Origin of the sequence: Streptomyces griseobrunneus (assembly GCF_046713465.1) — a bacterium.
Classification (GTDB): Bacteria; Actinomycetota; Actinomycetes; order Streptomycetales; family Streptomycetaceae; genus Streptomyces; species Streptomyces microflavus.
This window is the reverse complement of the sequence record NZ_CP177080.1, coordinates 6,376,340-6,392,967: the sequence shown is the minus strand read 5'-3', so window position 1 is coordinate 6,392,967 and position 16,628 is coordinate 6,376,340. Positions and strand designations below refer to the sequence as shown.

Genomic DNA, 16,628 nt, shown 5'->3' with positions numbered 1-16,628 from the left:
GACCGAGGGGAAGTCATGAGCGGGGCGGCGGTCCGGGTCGTGGTCGCGGACGACGAGGAGATGGTGCGTACGGCGCTGCGCGCGATCCTGGGCGCCGAGGAGGGCATCGAGGTGGTCGGGGAGGCCGCCACCGGGGCGGAGGCCGTCTCCGTGGTGCGCGCCCTGCGGCCCGACGTGGTGCTGATGGACGTGCGGATGCCGGAGATCGACGGGATCCGGGCCACCGAGCAGATCCTCGCCACCCTGGCGGATCCGCCGCGGATCGTCGTCGTGACGACCTTCGAGAACGACGCGTACGTGTACGACGCCCTGCACGCCGGAGCCGCCGGGTTCCTGCTGAAGCGGTCGGCGGCCGAGGAGCTGGTGCGGGCGGTGCGCCTGGTGGCGTGCGGCGACTCGCTCCTCTACCCGGCGGCGGTACGCACCCTGGCCGCCGAACACGCCGGCCGGCGGGAGGCACGCGCCCCGGCGTGGGTGGCGCGGCTGACCGGGCGGGAGGCGGACGTGCTGCGGCTGATGGCGGCCGGGCTGACCAACGCGGAGATCGCGGGGCGGCTCGCGGTGGGTCCGGCGACGGTGAAGTCCCATGTGGCGGCGGTCCTCGCGAAGACCGGTGCCCGGGACCGTACGCAGGCGGTCATCGCGGCGTACGAGTCCGGGTTCATCACGCCGGGCTGAGCCCTGGCCCCCACCCCGGCCCGGCCTTCACAGCCCTGTGGGCCACGTGAGAAATCGGTGAGAAGCGGCACAACCGGGAACGGCCGGAGCGGCCCCGCTCGTCCCTCCAGCGGGATGAACAAGACAATCAGGCGCGCTTCGGTCTTCTGTCTGCTCATGGTGCTCGCCCTGCTGGTGCGGGCGACGTGGGTGCAGGGCTACGAGGCCAAGGCGCTCGCAGACGACGAGCACAACCGGCGGAACACCATCGCGCAGTACGCGCAGCCGCTCGGGGACATCATCGTGGCCGGTTCGCCGGTCACCGGATCGAAGGGGACCAGTGGCGGCGACCTCCGGTACAAGAGGACCTACACGCAGGGCGAGCTCTACGCGGCCGTGACGGGCTACAGCTCGCAGGCGTACGGGGCGACCCAGCTCGAAGGCATCTACAGCGACGTCCTGGACGGCACGGACGACCGGCTGAAGAACCCGGCGGACCTGATCACCGGCAGGCAGGCCTCCCCGGGCAACGTCCTCACCACCATCGACCCGGGCGTCCAGAAGGCGGCCTACGAGGCGCTCGGCGACGACAAGGGCGCGGCCGTGGCCATCGACCCGAAGACCGGCCGCATCCTGGGCATGGTCTCCACACCCTCGTACGACCCCTCGAAGATCAGTGGTACGGACAACGGCGACGCCTGGAAGAAGCTGCTGGACGACAAGGAGAAGCCGCTGGTCAACCGGGCGCTGCGGCAGCCCCTGGCGCCGGGCTCCACGTTCAAGCTGGTGGTCGCGGCGGCGGCGCTGGAGAACGGTCTCTACGGGTCGGTCGACGAGGCGACCGAGAGTCCCGACCCATACACCCTCCCCGGCACCCGGACCGTCCTGCGCAACGAGAACGCCTCCGCCCCCTGCGAGAACGCGACCCTGCGCACCGCCCTCCAGTACTCCTGCAACAACGTCTTCGCCAAGGCGGCCGCCGACCTCGGCCAGGACAAGGTCAAGGAGATGGCGGACGCGTTCGGGTTCGACACCGAGAAGCTGGACGTCCCCGTGCGGGCCTCCAAGAGCGTCTACCCGACCGACATGGACAAGGCGCAGACGGCGCTGACCGGCATCGGCCAGTTCGAGGTCACCGCCACCCCGCTCCAGATGGCGATGGTCACCTCGGCCCTCGCCAACGGCGGTGAGCTGGCCGCGCCGCACATGGTGTCGTCGGTGACCGACGGGGACGGCTCCGCGCTGGAGGAGACCGGGGACGGGGAGACGAAGCGGGTGGTGGAGGAGAAGACCGCCGAGCAGCTCCGCAGCGCGATGGTGACCGTCGTCGAGGAGGGCACCGGAACCAACGCCAGGATCGCCGGGGCCGAGGTCGGCGGAAAGACGGGGACCGCGCAGAACGGTGTGGACAACAGCAACACCCCGTACGCCTGGTTCACCTCGTACGCGAAGGACGACAGCAGCGGCAAGGAGGTCGCCGTCGCGGTGATCGTCGAGGACTCCGGCTCGGCCCGCTCCGAGGTCAGCGGCAACGGCCTGGCGGCGCCGATCGCGCAGAAGATGATGAAGGCGGCGCTGGAGCGGTGAGCCGGTCACGGGGGCCGGTGACCGCGCGCACCGGCCCCCGTACGGCGTCCCGCTACTTCACACCGAGCAGCTGCTCGATCGGGTCGATCGCGAAGTAGAGGGCGAACAGCGCCGAGGAGCCCCAGAGCAGCCAGTGGACCCGGCGGGCCCGGCCCAGGGCGGTCTGGATGACGACGTACGCGAGGAACCCGGCCCCGATGCCGTTGGTGATCGAGTACGTGAACGGCATCACCGCGATCGTCAGGAACGCCGGGATCGCGATCTCGTACCGCTCCCAGTCGATGTGCCGCACCTGCGCCATGAGCAGGAAGCCGACGGCGACGAGCGCGGGGGCGGCGGCCTGGGCGGGGACGACGGTGGCGAGCGGGGTGAGGAAGAGGGCGACGGCGAAGAGTCCGCCGGTGACCAGCGAGGCGAACCCGGTCCTGGCGCCTTCCCCGACCCCGGCGGCGGACTCGATGTAGGAGGTACTGGAGGAGGCGGAGGCCGCCCCTCCGGCGACGGCGGCGGCCCCGTCGATGAGCAGCACCCGGCCGAGGTTCGGGACCTTGCCGTTCTCGTCGAGCAGTCCGGCCTCGCTGGAGACGCCGACGACGGTGCCCATCGTGTCGAAGAAGTCGCTGAGGATCAGGGTGAAGACGAGCAGGACGATGGTGATGATCCCGACCTGCTGGAACGCGCCGAAGAGGCTGAAGGCGCCGAGCAGCCCGAAGTCGGGGGCGGCGACGAGGTCGGCGGGTACGGCCGGGACGGTCAGCCCCCAGGCGGCCGGGGCGATGTCGGCGATCTCGTTGATGACGATCGCGACCACGGTCATGGCGACGATGCTGATGAGCAGCGCGCCCCGGACCTTGCGGGCCAGCAGGGCGACGGTGAGCAGCACCCCGAGGCAGAAGACCAGGATCGGCCAGCCGGAGAGGTGGCCGGTGGCGCCGAGCTGGACGGGGACGGAGCCGGTCTCGCCGGGGATGCGGGTGGCGAATCCGGCATCGACGAAGCCGATGAACGCGATGAAGAGGCCGATGCCGACGCTGATCGCCTGCTTGAGTGCGGGCGGGATGGCGTGCATGACCGCCTCGCGGAGGCCGGTGACGACCAGGACGCAGATCAGCAGCCCTTCCAGGACGATCAGGCCCATGGCGTCGGGCCAGCTCATCAGCGGGGCGATCTGGTACGCGACCACGGCGTTGAGGCCGAGCCCGGCGGCGAGGGCGAGCGGCAGGTTGCCGCCGACGCCCATGATGACGGTCATCACGGCGGCCACCAGGGCAGTGGCGGTGACCAGTTGGGGGCCGGAGAGCTGCGCCCCGAACTTGTCCTCGGCCGAGCCGAGGATGATCGGGTTGAGCACCAGGACGTAGGCCATCGTGAAGAAGGTGGCGAACCCGCCGCGTATCTCGCGCGCGAAGGTGGAGCCCCGGGCGGTGATGGCGAAGTAGCGGTCGACGGCGCTGCCCGGAGGGGGAGTTGGCGCCTCGGGGGCTGTGGGCTCGTCCGGGGCTGTGGGCTCGTCCGGGGTGGTCGGGGACGGTTCGGGCATGGCGCTCCTCGGTGACGGACATCCGGTGGTGATGGGTAGCTGGATTGTTCCGTCAGGGAGGGGAGTTCAGGTTTTCGTCGTGTTACGCCTTGCCGGGAAGCGAGGAGCCCCCCGCACGCCAACTTAGTTTAACTTTGCCTTACTTGACGCCCGGCGGTGCGTCCACGACCGAGTGTGTGCGGGAGGCGCGGGAATGGGGTCCGACAGAGCACGGGACGGGACGCGGCAAAGCCATCGTCCCCGCCCACAGCCAGGGCGAACCGGGGATCGCGCGCACCCGCGACGGGCGGGAGCTGTACTACCGGCGGCTGGCGGGCCCGGCCGGAGCGGGGACCGTACCCACCGTGGTCTTCGAGGGCGGGCTCGCCGCCGGGCGCTCGTACCGGGCCCCCGTCCAGGCTGCGCTCACCGAGGTCGCGCCGACGGTGGTGTACGACCGCAGCGGCCTCGGCCGCAGCCCCGCCGCCCCGGCCGGGGTCCCGCGCCGGCTGCACACGCTCGCCGGGGACCTGGGCGGTCTGCTGGACCACCTCGGCCCCGAGGGCCCCTACGTCCTGGTCGGCCACAGCTGGGGCGGCCCCCTGGTGCGGCTGGCCGCCGCCGCCCGGCCCACGCGGGTGGCGGGGCTGGTGCTCGTGGACCCCTCCGACGAGGCGTGCGACCTGCTGTTCCAGCCCTCGATGCGGCGGGCCGAGCGGGTCGGGCAACTGGCGACGGTGCTGATGGCCCGGCTGGGGCTGCTGGGCCGCGCCTACCGCTCCCTCACCGCCGCCCTGCCGCCCGACGCCGCCGCCGACATGCGGGCCGAGGGGTGCACGGTCGCCATGACCCGCACCCGGGGGCGTGAGCTGGAGGACGCGGCGGGCGACCTGCGGGCGCTGCTGGAGAACCCGCCCGGCCTCGCGGGGCTGCCGGAGGCGGACCACCTGGTGCTCACCACCTCGGCGGCGGAACTGGCCGAGGAAGTAAGGCGGTTGGTGGAACGGGGCCGGTGACCCCGGCCCGTCCGACTCACCGAGTGCCACCCCCACCCGCCGTACCGCGCCCCGCCTCCGCACCGCCTACCGCGCCCCGCCCGCGAACGGGATCTCCGTGGCGCCGCCCGGCCGGGCCGGGCCCGCCGGGTGTGTCCACAGTCCCGCCTCGGCCAGCCGGGGCAGCACGCCCTCGCCGAACCAGTACGCCTCCTCCAGGTGCGGGTAGCCGGAGAGCACGAACTCGTCGATGCCCAGGGCGTGGTACTCCCTGATCCGGTCCGCGACCTCCGCGTGGCTGCCGACCAGGGCGGTGCCCGCGCCGCCCCGGACGAGGCCGATGCCGGCCCACAGGTTGGGGTGGATCTCCAGACCGTCCCGGCCGCCGCCGTGCAGCTCCAGCATCCGCCGCTGCCCCTCGGACTCGCTGCGCGCCAGGCCCTCCTGGACCGACCGTACGGTCGCCGGGTCGAAGCCGGCGAGCAGCCGGTCCGCCTCGGCCCAGGCCGCCTGCGAGGTGTCCCGGGTGATCACGTGCAGCCGGATGCCGAACCGTACGGTACGGCCCTCCTCGGCGGCGAGAGACCTGATCCAGGCGATCTTCTCCGCGACCTGGGCGGGCGGTTCGCCCCAGGTGAGGTAGACGTCCGAGTGACGGGCGGCGACGCGCCCGGCGGCCGGGGAGGAGCCGCCGAAGTAGACCTCCGGTACGGGGTCGGGGAGCTGGGTGAGCCGGGCCTGCTCGACGTGGAGGTGGTCGCCGTCCAGGTCGACGGTCTTGCCGTCCCACAACTGCCGGACGATCTCCAGGAATTCGCCGGTGCGGGCATAGCGGGCGTCCTTGTCCAGGAAGTCCCCGTAGGCGCGCTGCTCGTGGCTCTCGCCGCCGGTGACGACGTTGAGCAGCAGCCGGCCCCCGGTCTGCCGCTGGTAGGTGGAGGCCATCTGGGCGGCGAGCGTCGGCGAGATGAAGCCGGGCCGGAAGGCGACCAGGAACTTCAGCCGTTCGGTGTGCTGGCTGACCATCGCGGTGGTCAGCCAGGCGTCCTCGCACCAGGCCCCGGTGGGGGTGAGCACCCCGGTGAAGCCGACGTCCTCGGCGGCGCGGGCTATCTGGGCGAGGTAGCGGACCGTCGGCGGCCGGTCGCCTCCCGCCGCGGTGACCGGGGTGCCGTGGCCGCCGCCGACGACATGGCGGCTGTCGCCGTTGGTGGGCAGGAACCAGTGGAAGGTGAGGGACATCGTTTCTCCGAACAGGGGTGAGAGGTCACAGCAGGCCGTGGCGGGGCGGGCAGGTGCCGTTCAGGACGTACCGCCCGATGTGCTGGATCTTCCAGCGCGCCGGGTCGTGCAGGGTGTGGGTGCGGGCGTCGCGCCAGTGCCGGTGCAGGTTGAGGCTGTCGAGGGCGGCGCGCGTCCCGGAGACCTCGAACAGCGCGTCCGCGATCTCCAGCGCCGCGCTCCCGGCGTACGCCTTCGCCGCCGCCACGGCGATCGACGCCTCGGCCGCGCTGTCGTCGTCCAGACCGGCCCGTGCGGTGTCCACGGCCCGCGCGGCGGCCGCGAGCAGCGCTTCGGCGGCCCGGTGGCGGACGGCGAGTTCACCGAAACGCTGGATGAGGAGGGGGTCCTCGGCGGCGCTCCCGTATCCGCTCTCGAACCAGGGCCGGCTCCGGGTCCGTACGAAATCCACCGCCTCGGCCAGCGCCCCGGCCGCGATCCCCGCGTCGATGGCGGTGTGCAGCAACTGGGCGATCGCACCATGGAGTTGGGGGCCGGTGAAGGTGAGGTGGTGGGGGACGACGTGGGCTGCGGGGACCTGGACGGACTCCAGGCGGACCGTGCCGCTCGCGGTGGTCCGCTGCCCCATGCCGTCCCAGTCGTCGATGACGGTGAGGCCGGGGGCGTCGGCGGGGACGTACGCGACATGGAGCAGGTCGTCCTCGGCACGGGCGAGAACGGGGATCCAGTCGGCGAACAGGGCGCCGGTGGAGTAGTTCTTCACCCCGGTCAGGAGGTACGAGCCGTCCCCGGCGTCCGCCAGCCGGGTGCGGATGTCCTGGAGGTGCTTGGTCCCGGCCTCGGACTGGGCGTTGCCGAAGCGGCGGCCGGCCAGCACCTCGGCGAAGAAGAAGGCCCGCTGCTCCGGACTGCCCTGCTGCCGCAGCACGTTGACGTACGCGAAGTGGCTCTGCGGGATCTGCGCCAGGCTGGCGTCGGCCGAGGCGAGCAGCCGGAAGACCTCCGCGAGGGTGACGGCGGAGACGTCGGCCCCGCCGTGCTCGGCCGGGACGGTGATGGCGAGGAGGCCGGTGGCGGTGAGCCGGTCGAGTTCGGCGCGGGGCAGCTCACGCCGGGCGTCCCGCCCGGACGCTCCTGGGCGGAACTCCCCGGCGAGACCGGCGGCGGTGCGCAGCGCCTCGGCGTCGTCGCGGATCACCCGCGCGGTGATGGGTGGTCGTCGGGTCGGCGCGGTCACGGCCTGCCTCCAGGAGCGGTACGGATAGGGGTCAGCGGGTGGCGGGGACGGGTGCGGTCCGGGCCAGTTCCGGCGCGGCGGGGGCGGTCCGGTCCAGTTCCGGCGCGGCGGGGGCGGTCCGGTCCAGGGCGGCGGCGAACTGGGCGACGACCTGGTCGAGCGGGGCGGCGGAGGCCGGGTCGAGGACCACTCCCCCGTCGTCGCCGGTCGTGATGTGCCGGTCGAGGACGAACCAGCCCTGGACGATGTGCGCGGCCCCCATCGACGAGAGCACCGGGCGCAGGGCGTAGTCGAGCGCCAGGACATGGGCGGTGGAGCCGCCGGTGGCCAGCGGGAGCACTGTCTTGCCGGTGAGCGCGTACTGGGGCAGCAGGTCCAGGAGGGTCTTGAGCAGTCCGGAGTAGGCGGCCTTGTAGACGGGCGTGCCGATGACGATGCCGTCGGCGCGGGCGAACAGCTCGGTGGCGCGGACGATCTCGGGGTGGGCGAAGTCGGCGCCGAGGAGGGCTTCGGCGGGCAGCGTACGGACGTCGAGCGGTATCACCTCGTGGCCCTGGGCGCTCAGGTCGGCGTCGAGGTGGCGCAGCAGCCGGGCGGTGCGGGAGGTGGCGGAGGGGCTGCCGGAGACCGACAGGACGGTGGCCATGGGACCTCTTCTCTGGAGGCGGTCAGGGGTACGGGGTGGGTTCGGGAGTGCCGGGGAGGGGCCGGGAGTTACCCGGGCGGGTCCAGGAAGTTCGCCGGGCCGGGCTGCGGACCCGGTCGAGATCCGCCGGACACGCCCTGGCTCTCCTCCAGTTCGCGGACGAGCGGCAGCACGTGCTTGCCGAAGTACTCGACCTCCTCGTGGTAGTGCAGGAAGCCGAGGAGCAGCAGGTCGACGCCGAGGCGCTTGTAGGCGACGATGCGCTCCGCGATCTGCTCCGGGTGCCGATGAGTCCCGTACGGAAGCCGTCGTTGTACTGGACGAGGTCCTCGAAGGAGGAGTCCTGCCACATGCCCTTGCCGTCGGCGGTGGAGCTCCCGGCCTGCTTGACGGCCGAGCCGAAGCCGTGGACGGCCTCCGTGTCGGCCTTGGCGACGATCTCGCGCAGGGTGTCGCGGGCCTCGGCCTCGGTGTCGCGGGCGATGAGGAAGCCGTTGAGGCCGAAGCGGGGCGGGGTGCGTCCGGCGCTCTCGGCGGCGGTGCGGACGTCGTCGATCTGCTCGGTGACGCCGTCGAAGTCCTTGCCGTTGGAGAAGTACCAGTCGGAGACGCGGCCGGCCATCTGCCGGGCTGCGGTGGAGTTGCCGCCCTGGAATATCTCCGGGTGCGGGCGGTGCGGTGAGGTGATCGGCTTGGGCCTCAGGGTGAAGTCGCGGATGCGGTAGAAGTCCCCGGCGAGTTCGGCGTGGTCCTCGGTCCAGACGGCGCGCAGGGCCCGGATGAACTCCTCGGAGCGGCGGTAGCGCTCGTCGTGCTCCAGCCAGGGTTCGCCGAGTGCGGTGAACTCGTCCTTGAACCAGCCGCTGACCACGTTGACGGCGAAGCGCCCGTTGCTCAGGTGGTCGGCGGTGGCGCCCAGTTCGGCGAGGACGCCGGGGTGCCAGAGGCCGGGGTGGACGGCGGCGATGACCTTCAGCCGCTGGGTGGCGAGCAGCAGGGCGAGGCTGAAGGAGGTCGACTCGTGCTGGTACTCGGCGCCGTAGCTGGCCATGTAGCGGACCTGGCTGAGCGCGTAGTCGAAGCCGTTGTTCTCGGCGAGGACGGCGAGTTCGCGGTTGTAGTCGTACCCCCAGTCGGTGCGCTGCTCGATGGTGCTGGTGACGAGGCCGCCGCTGACGTTGGGCACCCAGTACGCGAAGCGGACCGGGTCGGCGGAGGGCGGAGTGGACATGCGGTTCTCCCGGAGGGCTGGGCACGGCGGGGTGGCCCCGGTGATCGAGAAACCCGATCAGGGGCGAGGGGCGCGGGAGCAGGAGAGCGTCCCGGGTGCGGTGGTCACCGCACGGGCGCGACGGCGTACGCAAAGGTGCGCGGCGTACGCGGGAGCGCGAAGGAGGGAGGCGTTCCTCAGACTTCGCGACAACAGAAGGCGCTGGAAACGCGGCCGAGGTCGATGTGGCGGCGACGGGTCAGGCAGCGCACATCCCTCTCCTTTCGCGTTCCGCGGCGGGCACCCGGTGATCCGGGGACGCCTTCGGGTCCCAGAGTAGGGTGCCGGAACGCTCCAGGTCGAGAAGGCATCGGCGAGGGAGCGATAGGGTTTCCCTTTCACCGAAGCCCGGTCGAGGGAAGGGCCGCCGTGCGGATCGAACAGCTGGAGTACATCGAGGCGGTCACCCGGCTGGGGTCCCTGCGCCGGGCGGCGGAGGAACTGCACCTGTCACAGCCCGCGTTGAGCGAGACCGTACGGAACCTGGAGCGCGAGCTCGGGGTGACCGTGCTGGACCGGAAGCGGTCGGGGGCGACGATCAGCGATGCGGGGCGCGAGCTGCTGCCGCACATCATCGGGGTGCTGGACGCGGTCGACCGGCTGCGCCGGGCCGCCGACGAGCAGCACCGCACCAGCCGTACGGTCCGGCTCGGTACGGTGTTCGCGGCGACGGTCCCCCTCCTCGTGCCGGCGATCCGGGAGTTCCACGCGCTGCACCCGGCCACCGAGGTGGAGGTGATCGCGGCCCAGCAGTCGGTGATCCACCGGTCCCTGCTGGAGGGCGGTGTCGACCTCGGCCTGGTGAACTATCTGGAGGGCGACGACCTGGCCCCCGACCTGCACACCACGGAGCTGCTCCGGGGGCGGCCGGTCGTCTGCCTGCGCCCCGACAGCCCGCTGGCGTCACTGGAGTCGGTCGGGGTGGACGACCTGCTGCGCGAGCCGCTGATCGTGATGCGCTCCGGCTATCTGATGCACCGCTTCACCCACCGGCTGCTGAAGGGCCGGGTGCCCTCGTTCTCGTACTCCGCCGACGGCGCGGAGATGGGCAAGCTGATGGTGGCGGAGGGGCTGGGCGTCACCGTGCTCCCGGACTACAGCGTGGTCGGGGACCCCCTGGAGCGCACCGGCGCGATCACCTGCCGCCCGCTGGAGGGTGACTCCACCACGGTGCTGCTGGTGGTGCAGCGCAGCCGCTCGGGCTCGGTGACCCGGGCCGCCCGTGACCTGCACCGGATCTTCGTGGAGCGCGCGCAGGCGCACCGTACGGGCGCAACTACGCCCGCCGCCGCGCTGCCCCTCCCTGAACCGCCCGCCTCACCCCATCCGTGACAGCGCGCCGGCGACGGCCGCCAGGTCCGGTCCGGAGGCCAGCCCCGCGTGGTACAGGCGCAGTTGGTCGGCCCCGAGCGAGGCGGCGTGGGCCGCGTCCCGCTCCAGGGTGCGGGGGCTGCCGCCCATCCCGGTGACCACGCCGAAGTTGGCCGCGACCACGCCGGTGCGGCCCTTGAAAGGCCCGAGCACCGCTTCCCGTACGGTGTCGGGCCCGGTACAGGGCAACACCACCCCGTCCGCCACATCGAGGATGTGGCCCGGGTCCACACCGACGTTGGCGCCCGTGCGGTACGGGGCTGGGTCGGCGTGCAGCAGCACCTGGAAGCCCGGCGGGGCGGCGGCCCGTACGGCGGCGACGGCCGACTCCTGGAACGTACGGGCGACCCGGCCGCGCCAGCGCAGGGTGGCGTCCGCGAGTTCGGGGCCGAGGAGCTGGTGGACGCCGTCCCAGCCGGACTCCGTGGAGCCGCTGCCGGACCAGGCCGGTTCCAGGGCGCGGCGGACTGCGGCGGCCAGTTCGTCCGGGTCGGCGCCCGCCTCCCCGTACCCCTGGCGGCACTCCGCGCAGAAGCAGAGCGACAGGGCGTACTGCGCCGCGTCGCCGAGCCCGACGCCGGTGACCTTGTCGTGGGCGTGGAGGTGGGCGAAGCCGTACCAGCCACAGGACTCCAGCTCGGTGCCGCGCGCGCCGGGCCGGGCGGCGGCCTCCGCGGCCAGGTCCACGAGGTACGCGCGCACTGCGGGACGGGCGATGCAGGGGGCCCAGGGGTAGCGGTCCCCGTACGCGTTGCGGACCGAGGTGTCCGGGTGCTCGGCGCCGAGGCGGGAGCTGTGCGCGAGGACGACCCAGCTGTGCACCTCAAGACCGGCGGCGGTCAGCGCTTCGGCCGCCTCCTCATAGGGGTCGTCGCCCGCCACCCAGCTCTGCCGGTACGGGGTGAGGGCGCGCCCCGCCCAGCGGTCCGGGTCCGGCGGGTAGAGGACGGCGGCGTGTTCGGCGGTGACGATGCGGTGGGCGGGGTGGCGGGGGGTCAGGGCCCGGGTCGAGTGGTAGGCGGAGGCCAGGGTGACCTGCCGGACGCCGAGCTCCGCGATACGCGAGGCGGCGGCCGGGTCCCCGACCACGTCCCACGGGTAGAGGAACGCGCTCGCCCTCATGCCCGCTCCCCCGCCGGGTCCGCCTGGGAAGCCCGCTCCGCCAGCAGGGCGCGGCCGCTCGCGACGATCTCGATGAGGTCCTTGACGTGGGCGGCGGGCGGTTCCGTGAGCGGGGTGCGCACCTCGCCGACGTCCAGACCCTGGAGCCGGACGCCCGCCTTGACCAGGGAGACGGCGTAGCCGCGCCCCTTGGCCCGCAGTTCGACGAGCGGCCGGTAGAAGTGGTCGAGCAGCGCGTTCACCAGGGCGTCGTCGCCGGAGGCCAGGGCCCGGTGGAAGGCGAGAGCGATGTCCGGGGCGAAGGCGAAGACGGCGGAGGAGTAGAGGGTGACGCCGATGCCCCGGTAGGCGAGGCCGGTGAGTTCGGCGGTGGGCAGCCCGTTGAAGTAGAGGAAGGCGTCACCGGGCAGCTGGGTGCGGACCGCGCTGACGATGCGCTGCATCAGGTCGAGGTCGCCGTGGCCGTCCTTGAGCCCGATGATCCCGGGCGTCCGGGCGAGGGCGACGACCGTCTCGGGGGTGAAGACCGCGTTGTCGCGCTGGTAGACGATCGTCTCCAGGCCGGTGGCCGCCGCGAGCGCCGCGTAGTGGTTCAGCAGCCCTTCCTGGTCGGCGACGACGAGGTAAGGGGGCATGGCGAGGAGCCCGTCCGCACCGGCCTCCTCGGCGGTCCGCGCGTACTGGACGGCGAGGGCCGTGCCGTATCCGGCGCCCGCGACGACGGGGACCTGCCCGGCCGTCTCCTCGACGGCCGCGGCGACCACGAGGCGGAACTCCTCCCGGGTCAGCGCGTGGAACTCGCCCGTGCCGCAGCAGGCGAAGACCGCGGCCGCGCCCGAGTCGATCCCGGCGCGCACATGGGCCCGGAAGACGTCGAGGTCGACGGTGCCGTCGGGGCCGTAGGCCGTCACGGGGAAGAAGAGCGGCCCGGGGACTTCGCTGAGCCGGGCGGCGAGGGGGGCTGAGGTCACGGGCGCTCCCTGAGCAGATTCAAGCGTGCACAACTCTGATCCGTGTATATATTTCTGAACACCGCAACGCTAAAGCAGCCCTGGAGGGCGGGTCAAGACGGACGCAGCCTCTGAGGACGACTCACCTCACCCCTCAACTCTGTACACGCATATGAACGACAGCCAGAATTCCGCACAGGGCCCGGACCGCAGGCCGCCGCCCGCCTCCGAGGAGGCGGGCGGTGGAAATCCCGGCGACGCGGGGGCGGCCGGGCGGGCAGGATACGGACATGCCGAGACCTTCCGGATTCCAGTACGAACAGCACGGCGGCCAGAGCGTCACCATCACCCACCACGGCCGTCCGGCGGGCACCCTGCGTGGCGGCCGGGCGGAGAAGTTCCTGGCCGAGGTGGCGTCGGGCGACGCCCAGCTGGTGATGGCGCGCTGGACCGGCGCCTACAAGCACGGCAACGAACGCACGGCCCGCGACCACCCGCGCAACCGCCGCTGAGCGTCGCGCAGGCGGTCTCGGAGGGGCGCGCGGGGGTCTCGGAGGGCGGCCTGCCGGGCGGCCGCAAAGGTAAGGGAACGGCAAAGGGGGATCGTTCGTTACCCCGTGCATGACCGCAATGACCCCCGGCTCGAACATCCCTCTCTCCGCCGTCCGCGTGGCGGTGGACGTCGCCGCTCCGGTGCGGCTCGACGTCTCGGGCCTGCTGCTCACCGCCGACGGCAAGGTGCGCTCCGACGACGACTTCATCTTCTACAACCAGCCCTCGGGCCCCGGAGTGACCTACCGCGCCGGCGGGGGCTCCGCACCCGACGCCATCGTGGTGGACACCACCGCGGTCCCGCCGGGCATCGAGAAGATCGTCGTCACCGCAAGCCCCGACGCCGCAGGCCAGACCTTCCAGGGCGTCGAGCCCACCGCCACCGTGCGCAACGCCGACGACGGCACCGCGCTGGCCACCTTCACCCCGCCCCAGCTGGGCGGCGAGACGGCACTCGTGGTCATCGAGATCTACCGGCGCAACGGCGCCTGGAAGGCCCGCGCGGTCGGCCAGGGCTACGCGAACGGGCTGGCCGGGATCGCCACGGACTTCGGCGTCTCGGTCGAGGAGCCCGCCGCCACGCCGGTCCCGGCGGCAGCCGCTCCGGTGGCTCCGGTGGCCGCCCCGGTCGACCCGCGGATCGCGCCGCCGGCCCCCGCCGCTCCCCCGGCGCCGCCCGCCGCCCCGCCCGCGGCCGCGGCGAAGATCAACCTCGACAAGGGCCGGGTGAACCTCCAGAAGAACCAGACCGTCTCCCTGGTCAAGGGCGGCGCCCCGCTTCTCTCACAGGTCAAGATGGGCCTCGGCTGGGAGCCCGCGTTCCGCGGCAAGGACATCGACCTGGACGCCTCGGTCATCGCCTACGGCCCCAACCGCAACCACCTGGACAGCTGCTACTTCGGCAAGCTCTCCATCCTGAACGGGGCGATCAAGCACTCCGGCGACAACCTCACGGGCGAGGGCGCGGGCGACGACGAGGTGATCGTCGTGGACCTGGGCCGCATCCCGGCCGAGGCGACGGGCCTGGTCTTCACGGTGAACTCGTTCACCGGCCAGAAGTTCAACGAGGTCGCCAAGGCCTACTGCCGCCTGATCGACGCGGCCACCGGCGAGGAGCTGGTCAGGTTCGACCTGACCGGCACCGAGCCGCAGACCGGCGTCATGATGGCCAAGCTGATCAAGCAGTTCACCGGCGAGTGGGAGATGACGGCCATGGGCGAGTTCGTGAAGTCACGCACCGTACGCGGCATGGTGAAGCCCGCCGCCAAGTCCCTCTGATCTCCGGGGCCCGGTAGCCCCTCGGGGCGCGGTGAGCCGGGCCACAACGGCATCCAGGGCACCTGATGTGATTCAGGTGCCCCGGATCCGGAGAAGACGGACGCTGCTCGTGCTCGTCCGGTGTCTCAGAGCTTGGTCAGCTTGGAGTACGGGCTCAGGATCCTCCCCTGTCGCCCCGAGAAGTCGATGAGGACTGCGTCGTTGTCGCCCTCGACAGCAAGGATTCTGCCGAGCCCGAACTGGTCGTGCGACACCCTGTCGCCCACATCGAAGCATTCGACCGGTGGGGCCTCCTGGGCCGGGCGGTTGAAGGGACTGGAAGGCAGGTATCGCCGGGAGCCGGCTGACTGTTTCATTAAGTCGAGTATGCGCCCTGTGAAGGCCCTACGCCATGCCCGTTTGCCGCCCGAGCCCCAGAAGTGCCGGATTCGTGACCCGCGCTCACCAGGGCCAGTCAGCGCTTACTCCCGCCTCCAGCAGCGGAACCATACGGAACGCGGCGTCGGAAAGCCCCCCGAACGTGTGGCGGTTTCCGTCGCCGGACGGGGCGTGGCCGAGCCGGTATCCGGCCAGGTTCCAGGTGTAGACCGGCACCGTGTCCGGAACGCTCCAGGTGGCATCGCCACGGTAGGTGTACGAGGCCTGCTCGTCGGTGACGATGAGCACCCGGTCGTGGCCCCGGTAGTGGCGCTCCACCGCCCGTACGGTGTTGGTGCCGCCCAGGTTGCCGAAGCGCTCCAGGACCCTGAGCACCGACTCACCCGTGCGGTACGCCACCGGGGCGCTTGTCGTACCGAACTCCACCAGGTCCGCGTCGGCGGCGCGCAGCGCGAGGGCGGCGCCGAAGACGGCGGCTCCATCGGCCCGGTTCAGCTGGGAGCGCTCGGAGAGAGGCGCCCACATGGACCCCGAGCGGTCGACCAGGACCAGGGTGCGCCCGGGCAGCGCCGGGACCTGGCCCAGCGAGTGGCCGAGCGCCTGCTCCAGCGGGTACGCCCAGCGCAGCGAGGGCGCGTGCCGGTGGGCGGCGAGGTAGCGGAAGGGGAACTGCCGGGACGCGGCGACGGCCTCCGGGTCGCAGATCCGGGCCGCCGCCGTGGCCGCGACCTCGTCGCTCACCCCGGCCTCGTCGAAGTTCCGGAGGTTCCGGACGAGCGCCATAGTCCCCATGGAGGGGATGACCGCTTCCCAGGCCGCCGCGTCCATCGGCCCCTGCAGCCAGCCCGCCAGCGACTCCCAGGTCATCCCGGCCTCCGCCAGCCGCTCGGCGCCGCCGGGCCCGGTGACGACCGCGCGACGCTCGGCGAGCGGCAGCTCCATGAGGGCCCGGTGGGCGGTCAGGGTTCGGTCGCCGGCGGGCGGCAAGGCGCTGTCGGGCCGGTGCCTGCGGTCCAGCGCGTACCGGAACAGCTCGCCCTGCCAGGGCTTGGCCGGGTCGGGCGCGGCGTGCACCAGGTTGAGGACGTCACCGAAGCGGAAGCCCTTGGAGGCGGTGTCGTACTTCAGCAGGGCCCGGCCGGTGTAGAGACGGCGTACGGCATCGGCGATGCCCCGCTTGAGGGGCTTGGGCAGGGCCCGGCCGTAGCGGGAGGTCCAGTAGCCGAGCAGTTCGCCCGGCTCGTCGGCGCGCAGCAGTACGGAGTCGATGACCTGCCGGTTGGCGGGGCCGTCGGTGCAGCCCGCGTCCAGCCGAGCCTTCACGTACTCCGCGCCGCCGACCAGCGAGGCCGTCCGCAGCTGCCCGTCGCGGCGCAGCCAGTGCAGGAGCCCGGCGGTCCAGGCGGGGTCCTCGACGGCGAGGCGGCGCACGAGGGCAGCGAACCGGGTGTCGCGCTCCTCGCCGCCCTCGTAGAAGGTCTCCTGCGCGACGAAGTTGGCGACGGCGAGGAGGAAGAGCTCGGAGCGGGCGTCGCGTACGTGCCCGGTGCCGCCCTGATGGTTGGCCGCGAGCGCACCGGTCGTGGTGACGGGCGAGGTGGGCCCCGGAAGGGCGGAGCGGAGCCTGGTGATGCGGTGGTTGAAGCGTGCCATGAGAATTCCCCCGAATTCCTGGTTCCTGATGCTCTGGTTCCTGATGCCTGGGGGAAGAGCGCGGCGGCGGAACGGGGTGCCCGAGATCGGGGCCGGCGAACGGCCCGGGGTCGACGACGGTGAACAGTCCGGTGCTCTGTCCACTTGAGCTACCGGCCGAAGCCGGACGGG

At 72.5% G+C, this 16,628-nt stretch carries 15 protein-coding genes and 1 pseudogene; 6 read left to right on the top strand and 10 right to left on the bottom strand.

The window, feature by feature from the left end; translation table 11 throughout:
- Positions 1-15: 15 nt before the first annotated feature.
- Together ACK8N7_RS29075 and ACK8N7_RS29070 are read left to right on the top strand one after the other, a co-directional pair.
- Complete coding sequence (locus ACK8N7_RS29075; RefSeq protein WP_403217340.1) at positions 16-678, top strand: response regulator transcription factor; 663 nt, start codon at positions 16-18, stop codon at positions 676-678.
- A gap of 114 nt (positions 679-792) precedes the next feature.
- Positions 793-2,244 carry a peptidoglycan D,D-transpeptidase FtsI family protein gene (locus tag ACK8N7_RS29070; protein WP_403217338.1) on the top strand — a complete coding sequence of 484 codons (1,452 nt, stop codon included), beginning with the start codon at positions 793-795 and terminating at the stop codon, positions 2,242-2,244.
- Between the two features lie 52 nt (positions 2,245-2,296).
- Here the strand turns inward: ACK8N7_RS29070 and ACK8N7_RS29065 are convergent, their stop codons facing one another.
- The gene (locus ACK8N7_RS29065) at positions 2,297-3,784 is read right to left on the bottom strand and encodes an NCS2 family permease (RefSeq protein WP_500444512.1); all 1,488 of its coding nucleotides are present in this window, start codon (positions 3,782-3,784) and stop codon (positions 2,297-2,299) included.
- 176 nt (positions 3,785-3,960) lie between these two features.
- On the opposite strand from ACK8N7_RS29065, the gene ACK8N7_RS29060 reads away from it, so the two are divergent.
- Complete coding sequence (locus ACK8N7_RS29060) at positions 3,961-4,779, top strand: alpha/beta fold hydrolase (RefSeq protein ID WP_500444511.1); 819 nt, start codon at positions 3,961-3,963, stop codon at positions 4,777-4,779.
- Positions 4,780-4,845: 66 nt separating this feature from the next.
- Here ACK8N7_RS29060 and ACK8N7_RS29055 read toward each other — a convergent pair whose 3' ends face one another.
- The 5 genes and pseudogenes from ACK8N7_RS29055 to ACK8N7_RS29035 all read right to left on the bottom strand — a co-directional run bounded on the left by ACK8N7_RS29055 (position 4,846) and on the right by ACK8N7_RS29035 (position 9,464).
- Entirely contained in the window at positions 4,846-6,000 is a 1,155-nt protein-coding gene (locus tag ACK8N7_RS29055) for an LLM class flavin-dependent oxidoreductase (RefSeq protein WP_403217332.1), read from the bottom strand.
- Positions 6,001-6,025: 25 nt separating this feature from the next.
- Complete coding sequence (locus ACK8N7_RS29050; RefSeq protein WP_403217479.1) at positions 6,026-7,198, bottom strand: SfnB family sulfur acquisition oxidoreductase; 1,173 nt, start codon at positions 7,196-7,198, stop codon at positions 6,026-6,028.
- 70 nt (positions 7,199-7,268) lie between these two features.
- Positions 7,269-7,883: an NADPH-dependent FMN reductase gene (ssuE, locus tag ACK8N7_RS29045; protein ID WP_500444510.1), complete on the bottom strand. Its 615-nt coding sequence runs from the start codon at positions 7,881-7,883 to the stop codon at positions 7,269-7,271.
- Positions 7,884-7,951: 68 nt separating this feature from the next.
- A pseudogene (sfnG, locus tag ACK8N7_RS29040) lies at positions 7,952-9,114 on the bottom strand (dimethylsulfone monooxygenase SfnG).
- A 176-nt stretch (positions 9,115-9,290) separates the two neighbouring features.
- Positions 9,291-9,464 (bottom strand): putative leader peptide, encoded by a 174-nt coding sequence (locus ACK8N7_RS29035; RefSeq protein WP_356411238.1) that lies wholly within the window; start codon positions 9,462-9,464, stop codon positions 9,291-9,293.
- A 58-nt stretch (positions 9,465-9,522) separates the two neighbouring features.
- Here ACK8N7_RS29035 and ACK8N7_RS29030 point away from each other — a divergent pair, with 58 nt between their 5' ends.
- On the top strand, positions 9,523-10,485 hold the full coding sequence (locus tag ACK8N7_RS29030; protein ID WP_403217328.1) for a LysR family transcriptional regulator: 963 nt from the start codon (positions 9,523-9,525) through the stop codon (positions 10,483-10,485).
- Here the strand turns inward: ACK8N7_RS29030 and ACK8N7_RS29025 are convergent.
- Entirely contained in the window at positions 10,471-11,646 is a 1,176-nt protein-coding gene (locus tag ACK8N7_RS29025) for a hypothetical protein (protein ID WP_500444509.1), read from the bottom strand. The two genes, ACK8N7_RS29030 and ACK8N7_RS29025, sit on opposite strands and share 15 nt — an antisense overlap.
- A complete protein-coding gene (locus ACK8N7_RS29020; RefSeq protein WP_500444508.1) occupies positions 11,643-12,617 on the bottom strand; it encodes a 5-dehydro-4-deoxyglucarate dehydratase in 975 nt (324 codons plus the stop codon). Before ACK8N7_RS29020 ends, ACK8N7_RS29025 begins: the two co-directional genes overlap by 4 nt.
- Positions 12,618-12,886: 269 nt before the next feature.
- Here ACK8N7_RS29020 and ACK8N7_RS29015 point away from each other — a divergent pair, with 269 nt between their 5' ends.
- The gene (locus tag ACK8N7_RS29015) at positions 12,887-13,108 is read left to right on the top strand and encodes a hypothetical protein (RefSeq protein WP_015607805.1); all 222 of its coding nucleotides are present in this window, start codon (positions 12,887-12,889) and stop codon (positions 13,106-13,108) included.
- Positions 13,109-13,217: 109 nt separating this feature from the next.
- Positions 13,218-14,426 carry a TerD family protein gene (locus ACK8N7_RS29010; RefSeq protein ID WP_403217320.1) on the top strand — a complete coding sequence of 403 codons (1,209 nt, stop codon included), beginning with the start codon at positions 13,218-13,220 and terminating at the stop codon, positions 14,424-14,426.
- A 125-nt stretch (positions 14,427-14,551) separates the two neighbouring features.
- Here the strand turns inward: ACK8N7_RS29010 and ACK8N7_RS29005 are convergent, their stop codons facing one another.
- Entirely contained in the window at positions 14,552-14,782 is a 231-nt protein-coding gene (locus ACK8N7_RS29005; protein ID WP_015607807.1) for a hypothetical protein, read from the bottom strand.
- Between the two features lie 85 nt (positions 14,783-14,867).
- Complete coding sequence (locus tag ACK8N7_RS29000; RefSeq protein WP_500444507.1) at positions 14,868-16,457, bottom strand: TROVE domain-containing protein; 1,590 nt, start codon at positions 16,455-16,457, stop codon at positions 14,868-14,870.
- Positions 16,458-16,628: the final 171 nt, after the last annotated feature.

Excerpts from the sequence above, each read along its gene's own strand:
- ACK8N7_RS29005 (WP_015607807.1), bottom strand. The coding sequence starts at position 14,782 with ATGAAACAGTCAGCCGGCTCCCGGCGATACCTGCCTTCCAGTCCCTTC.
- ACK8N7_RS29065 (WP_500444512.1), bottom strand. The coding sequence starts at position 3,784 with ATGCCCGAACCGTCCCCGACCACCCCGGACGAGCCCACAGCCCCGGAC.
- ssuE (WP_500444510.1), bottom strand. The coding sequence starts at position 7,883 with ATGGCCACCGTCCTGTCGGTCTCCGGCAGCCCCTCCGCCACCTCCCGC.
- ACK8N7_RS29000 (WP_500444507.1), bottom strand. The coding sequence starts at position 16,457 with ATGGCACGCTTCAACCACCGCATCACCAGGCTCCGCTCCGCCCTTCCG.
- ACK8N7_RS29055 (WP_403217332.1), bottom strand. The coding sequence starts at position 6,000 with ATGTCCCTCACCTTCCACTGGTTCCTGCCCACCAACGGCGACAGCCGC.
- ACK8N7_RS29070 (WP_403217338.1), top strand. The coding sequence starts at position 793 with ATGAACAAGACAATCAGGCGCGCTTCGGTCTTCTGTCTGCTCATGGTG.
- ACK8N7_RS29025 (WP_500444509.1), bottom strand. The coding sequence starts at position 11,646 with ATGAGGGCGAGCGCGTTCCTCTACCCGTGGGACGTGGTCGGGGACCCG.
- ACK8N7_RS29010 (WP_403217320.1), top strand. The coding sequence starts at position 13,218 with ATGACCGCAATGACCCCCGGCTCGAACATCCCTCTCTCCGCCGTCCGC.
- ACK8N7_RS29015 (WP_015607805.1), top strand. The coding sequence starts at position 12,887 with ATGCCGAGACCTTCCGGATTCCAGTACGAACAGCACGGCGGCCAGAGC.
- ACK8N7_RS29075 (WP_403217340.1), top strand. The coding sequence starts at position 16 with ATGAGCGGGGCGGCGGTCCGGGTCGTGGTCGCGGACGACGAGGAGATG.
- ACK8N7_RS29035 (WP_356411238.1), bottom strand. The coding sequence starts at position 9,464 with ATGCCTTCTCGACCTGGAGCGTTCCGGCACCCTACTCTGGGACCCGAA.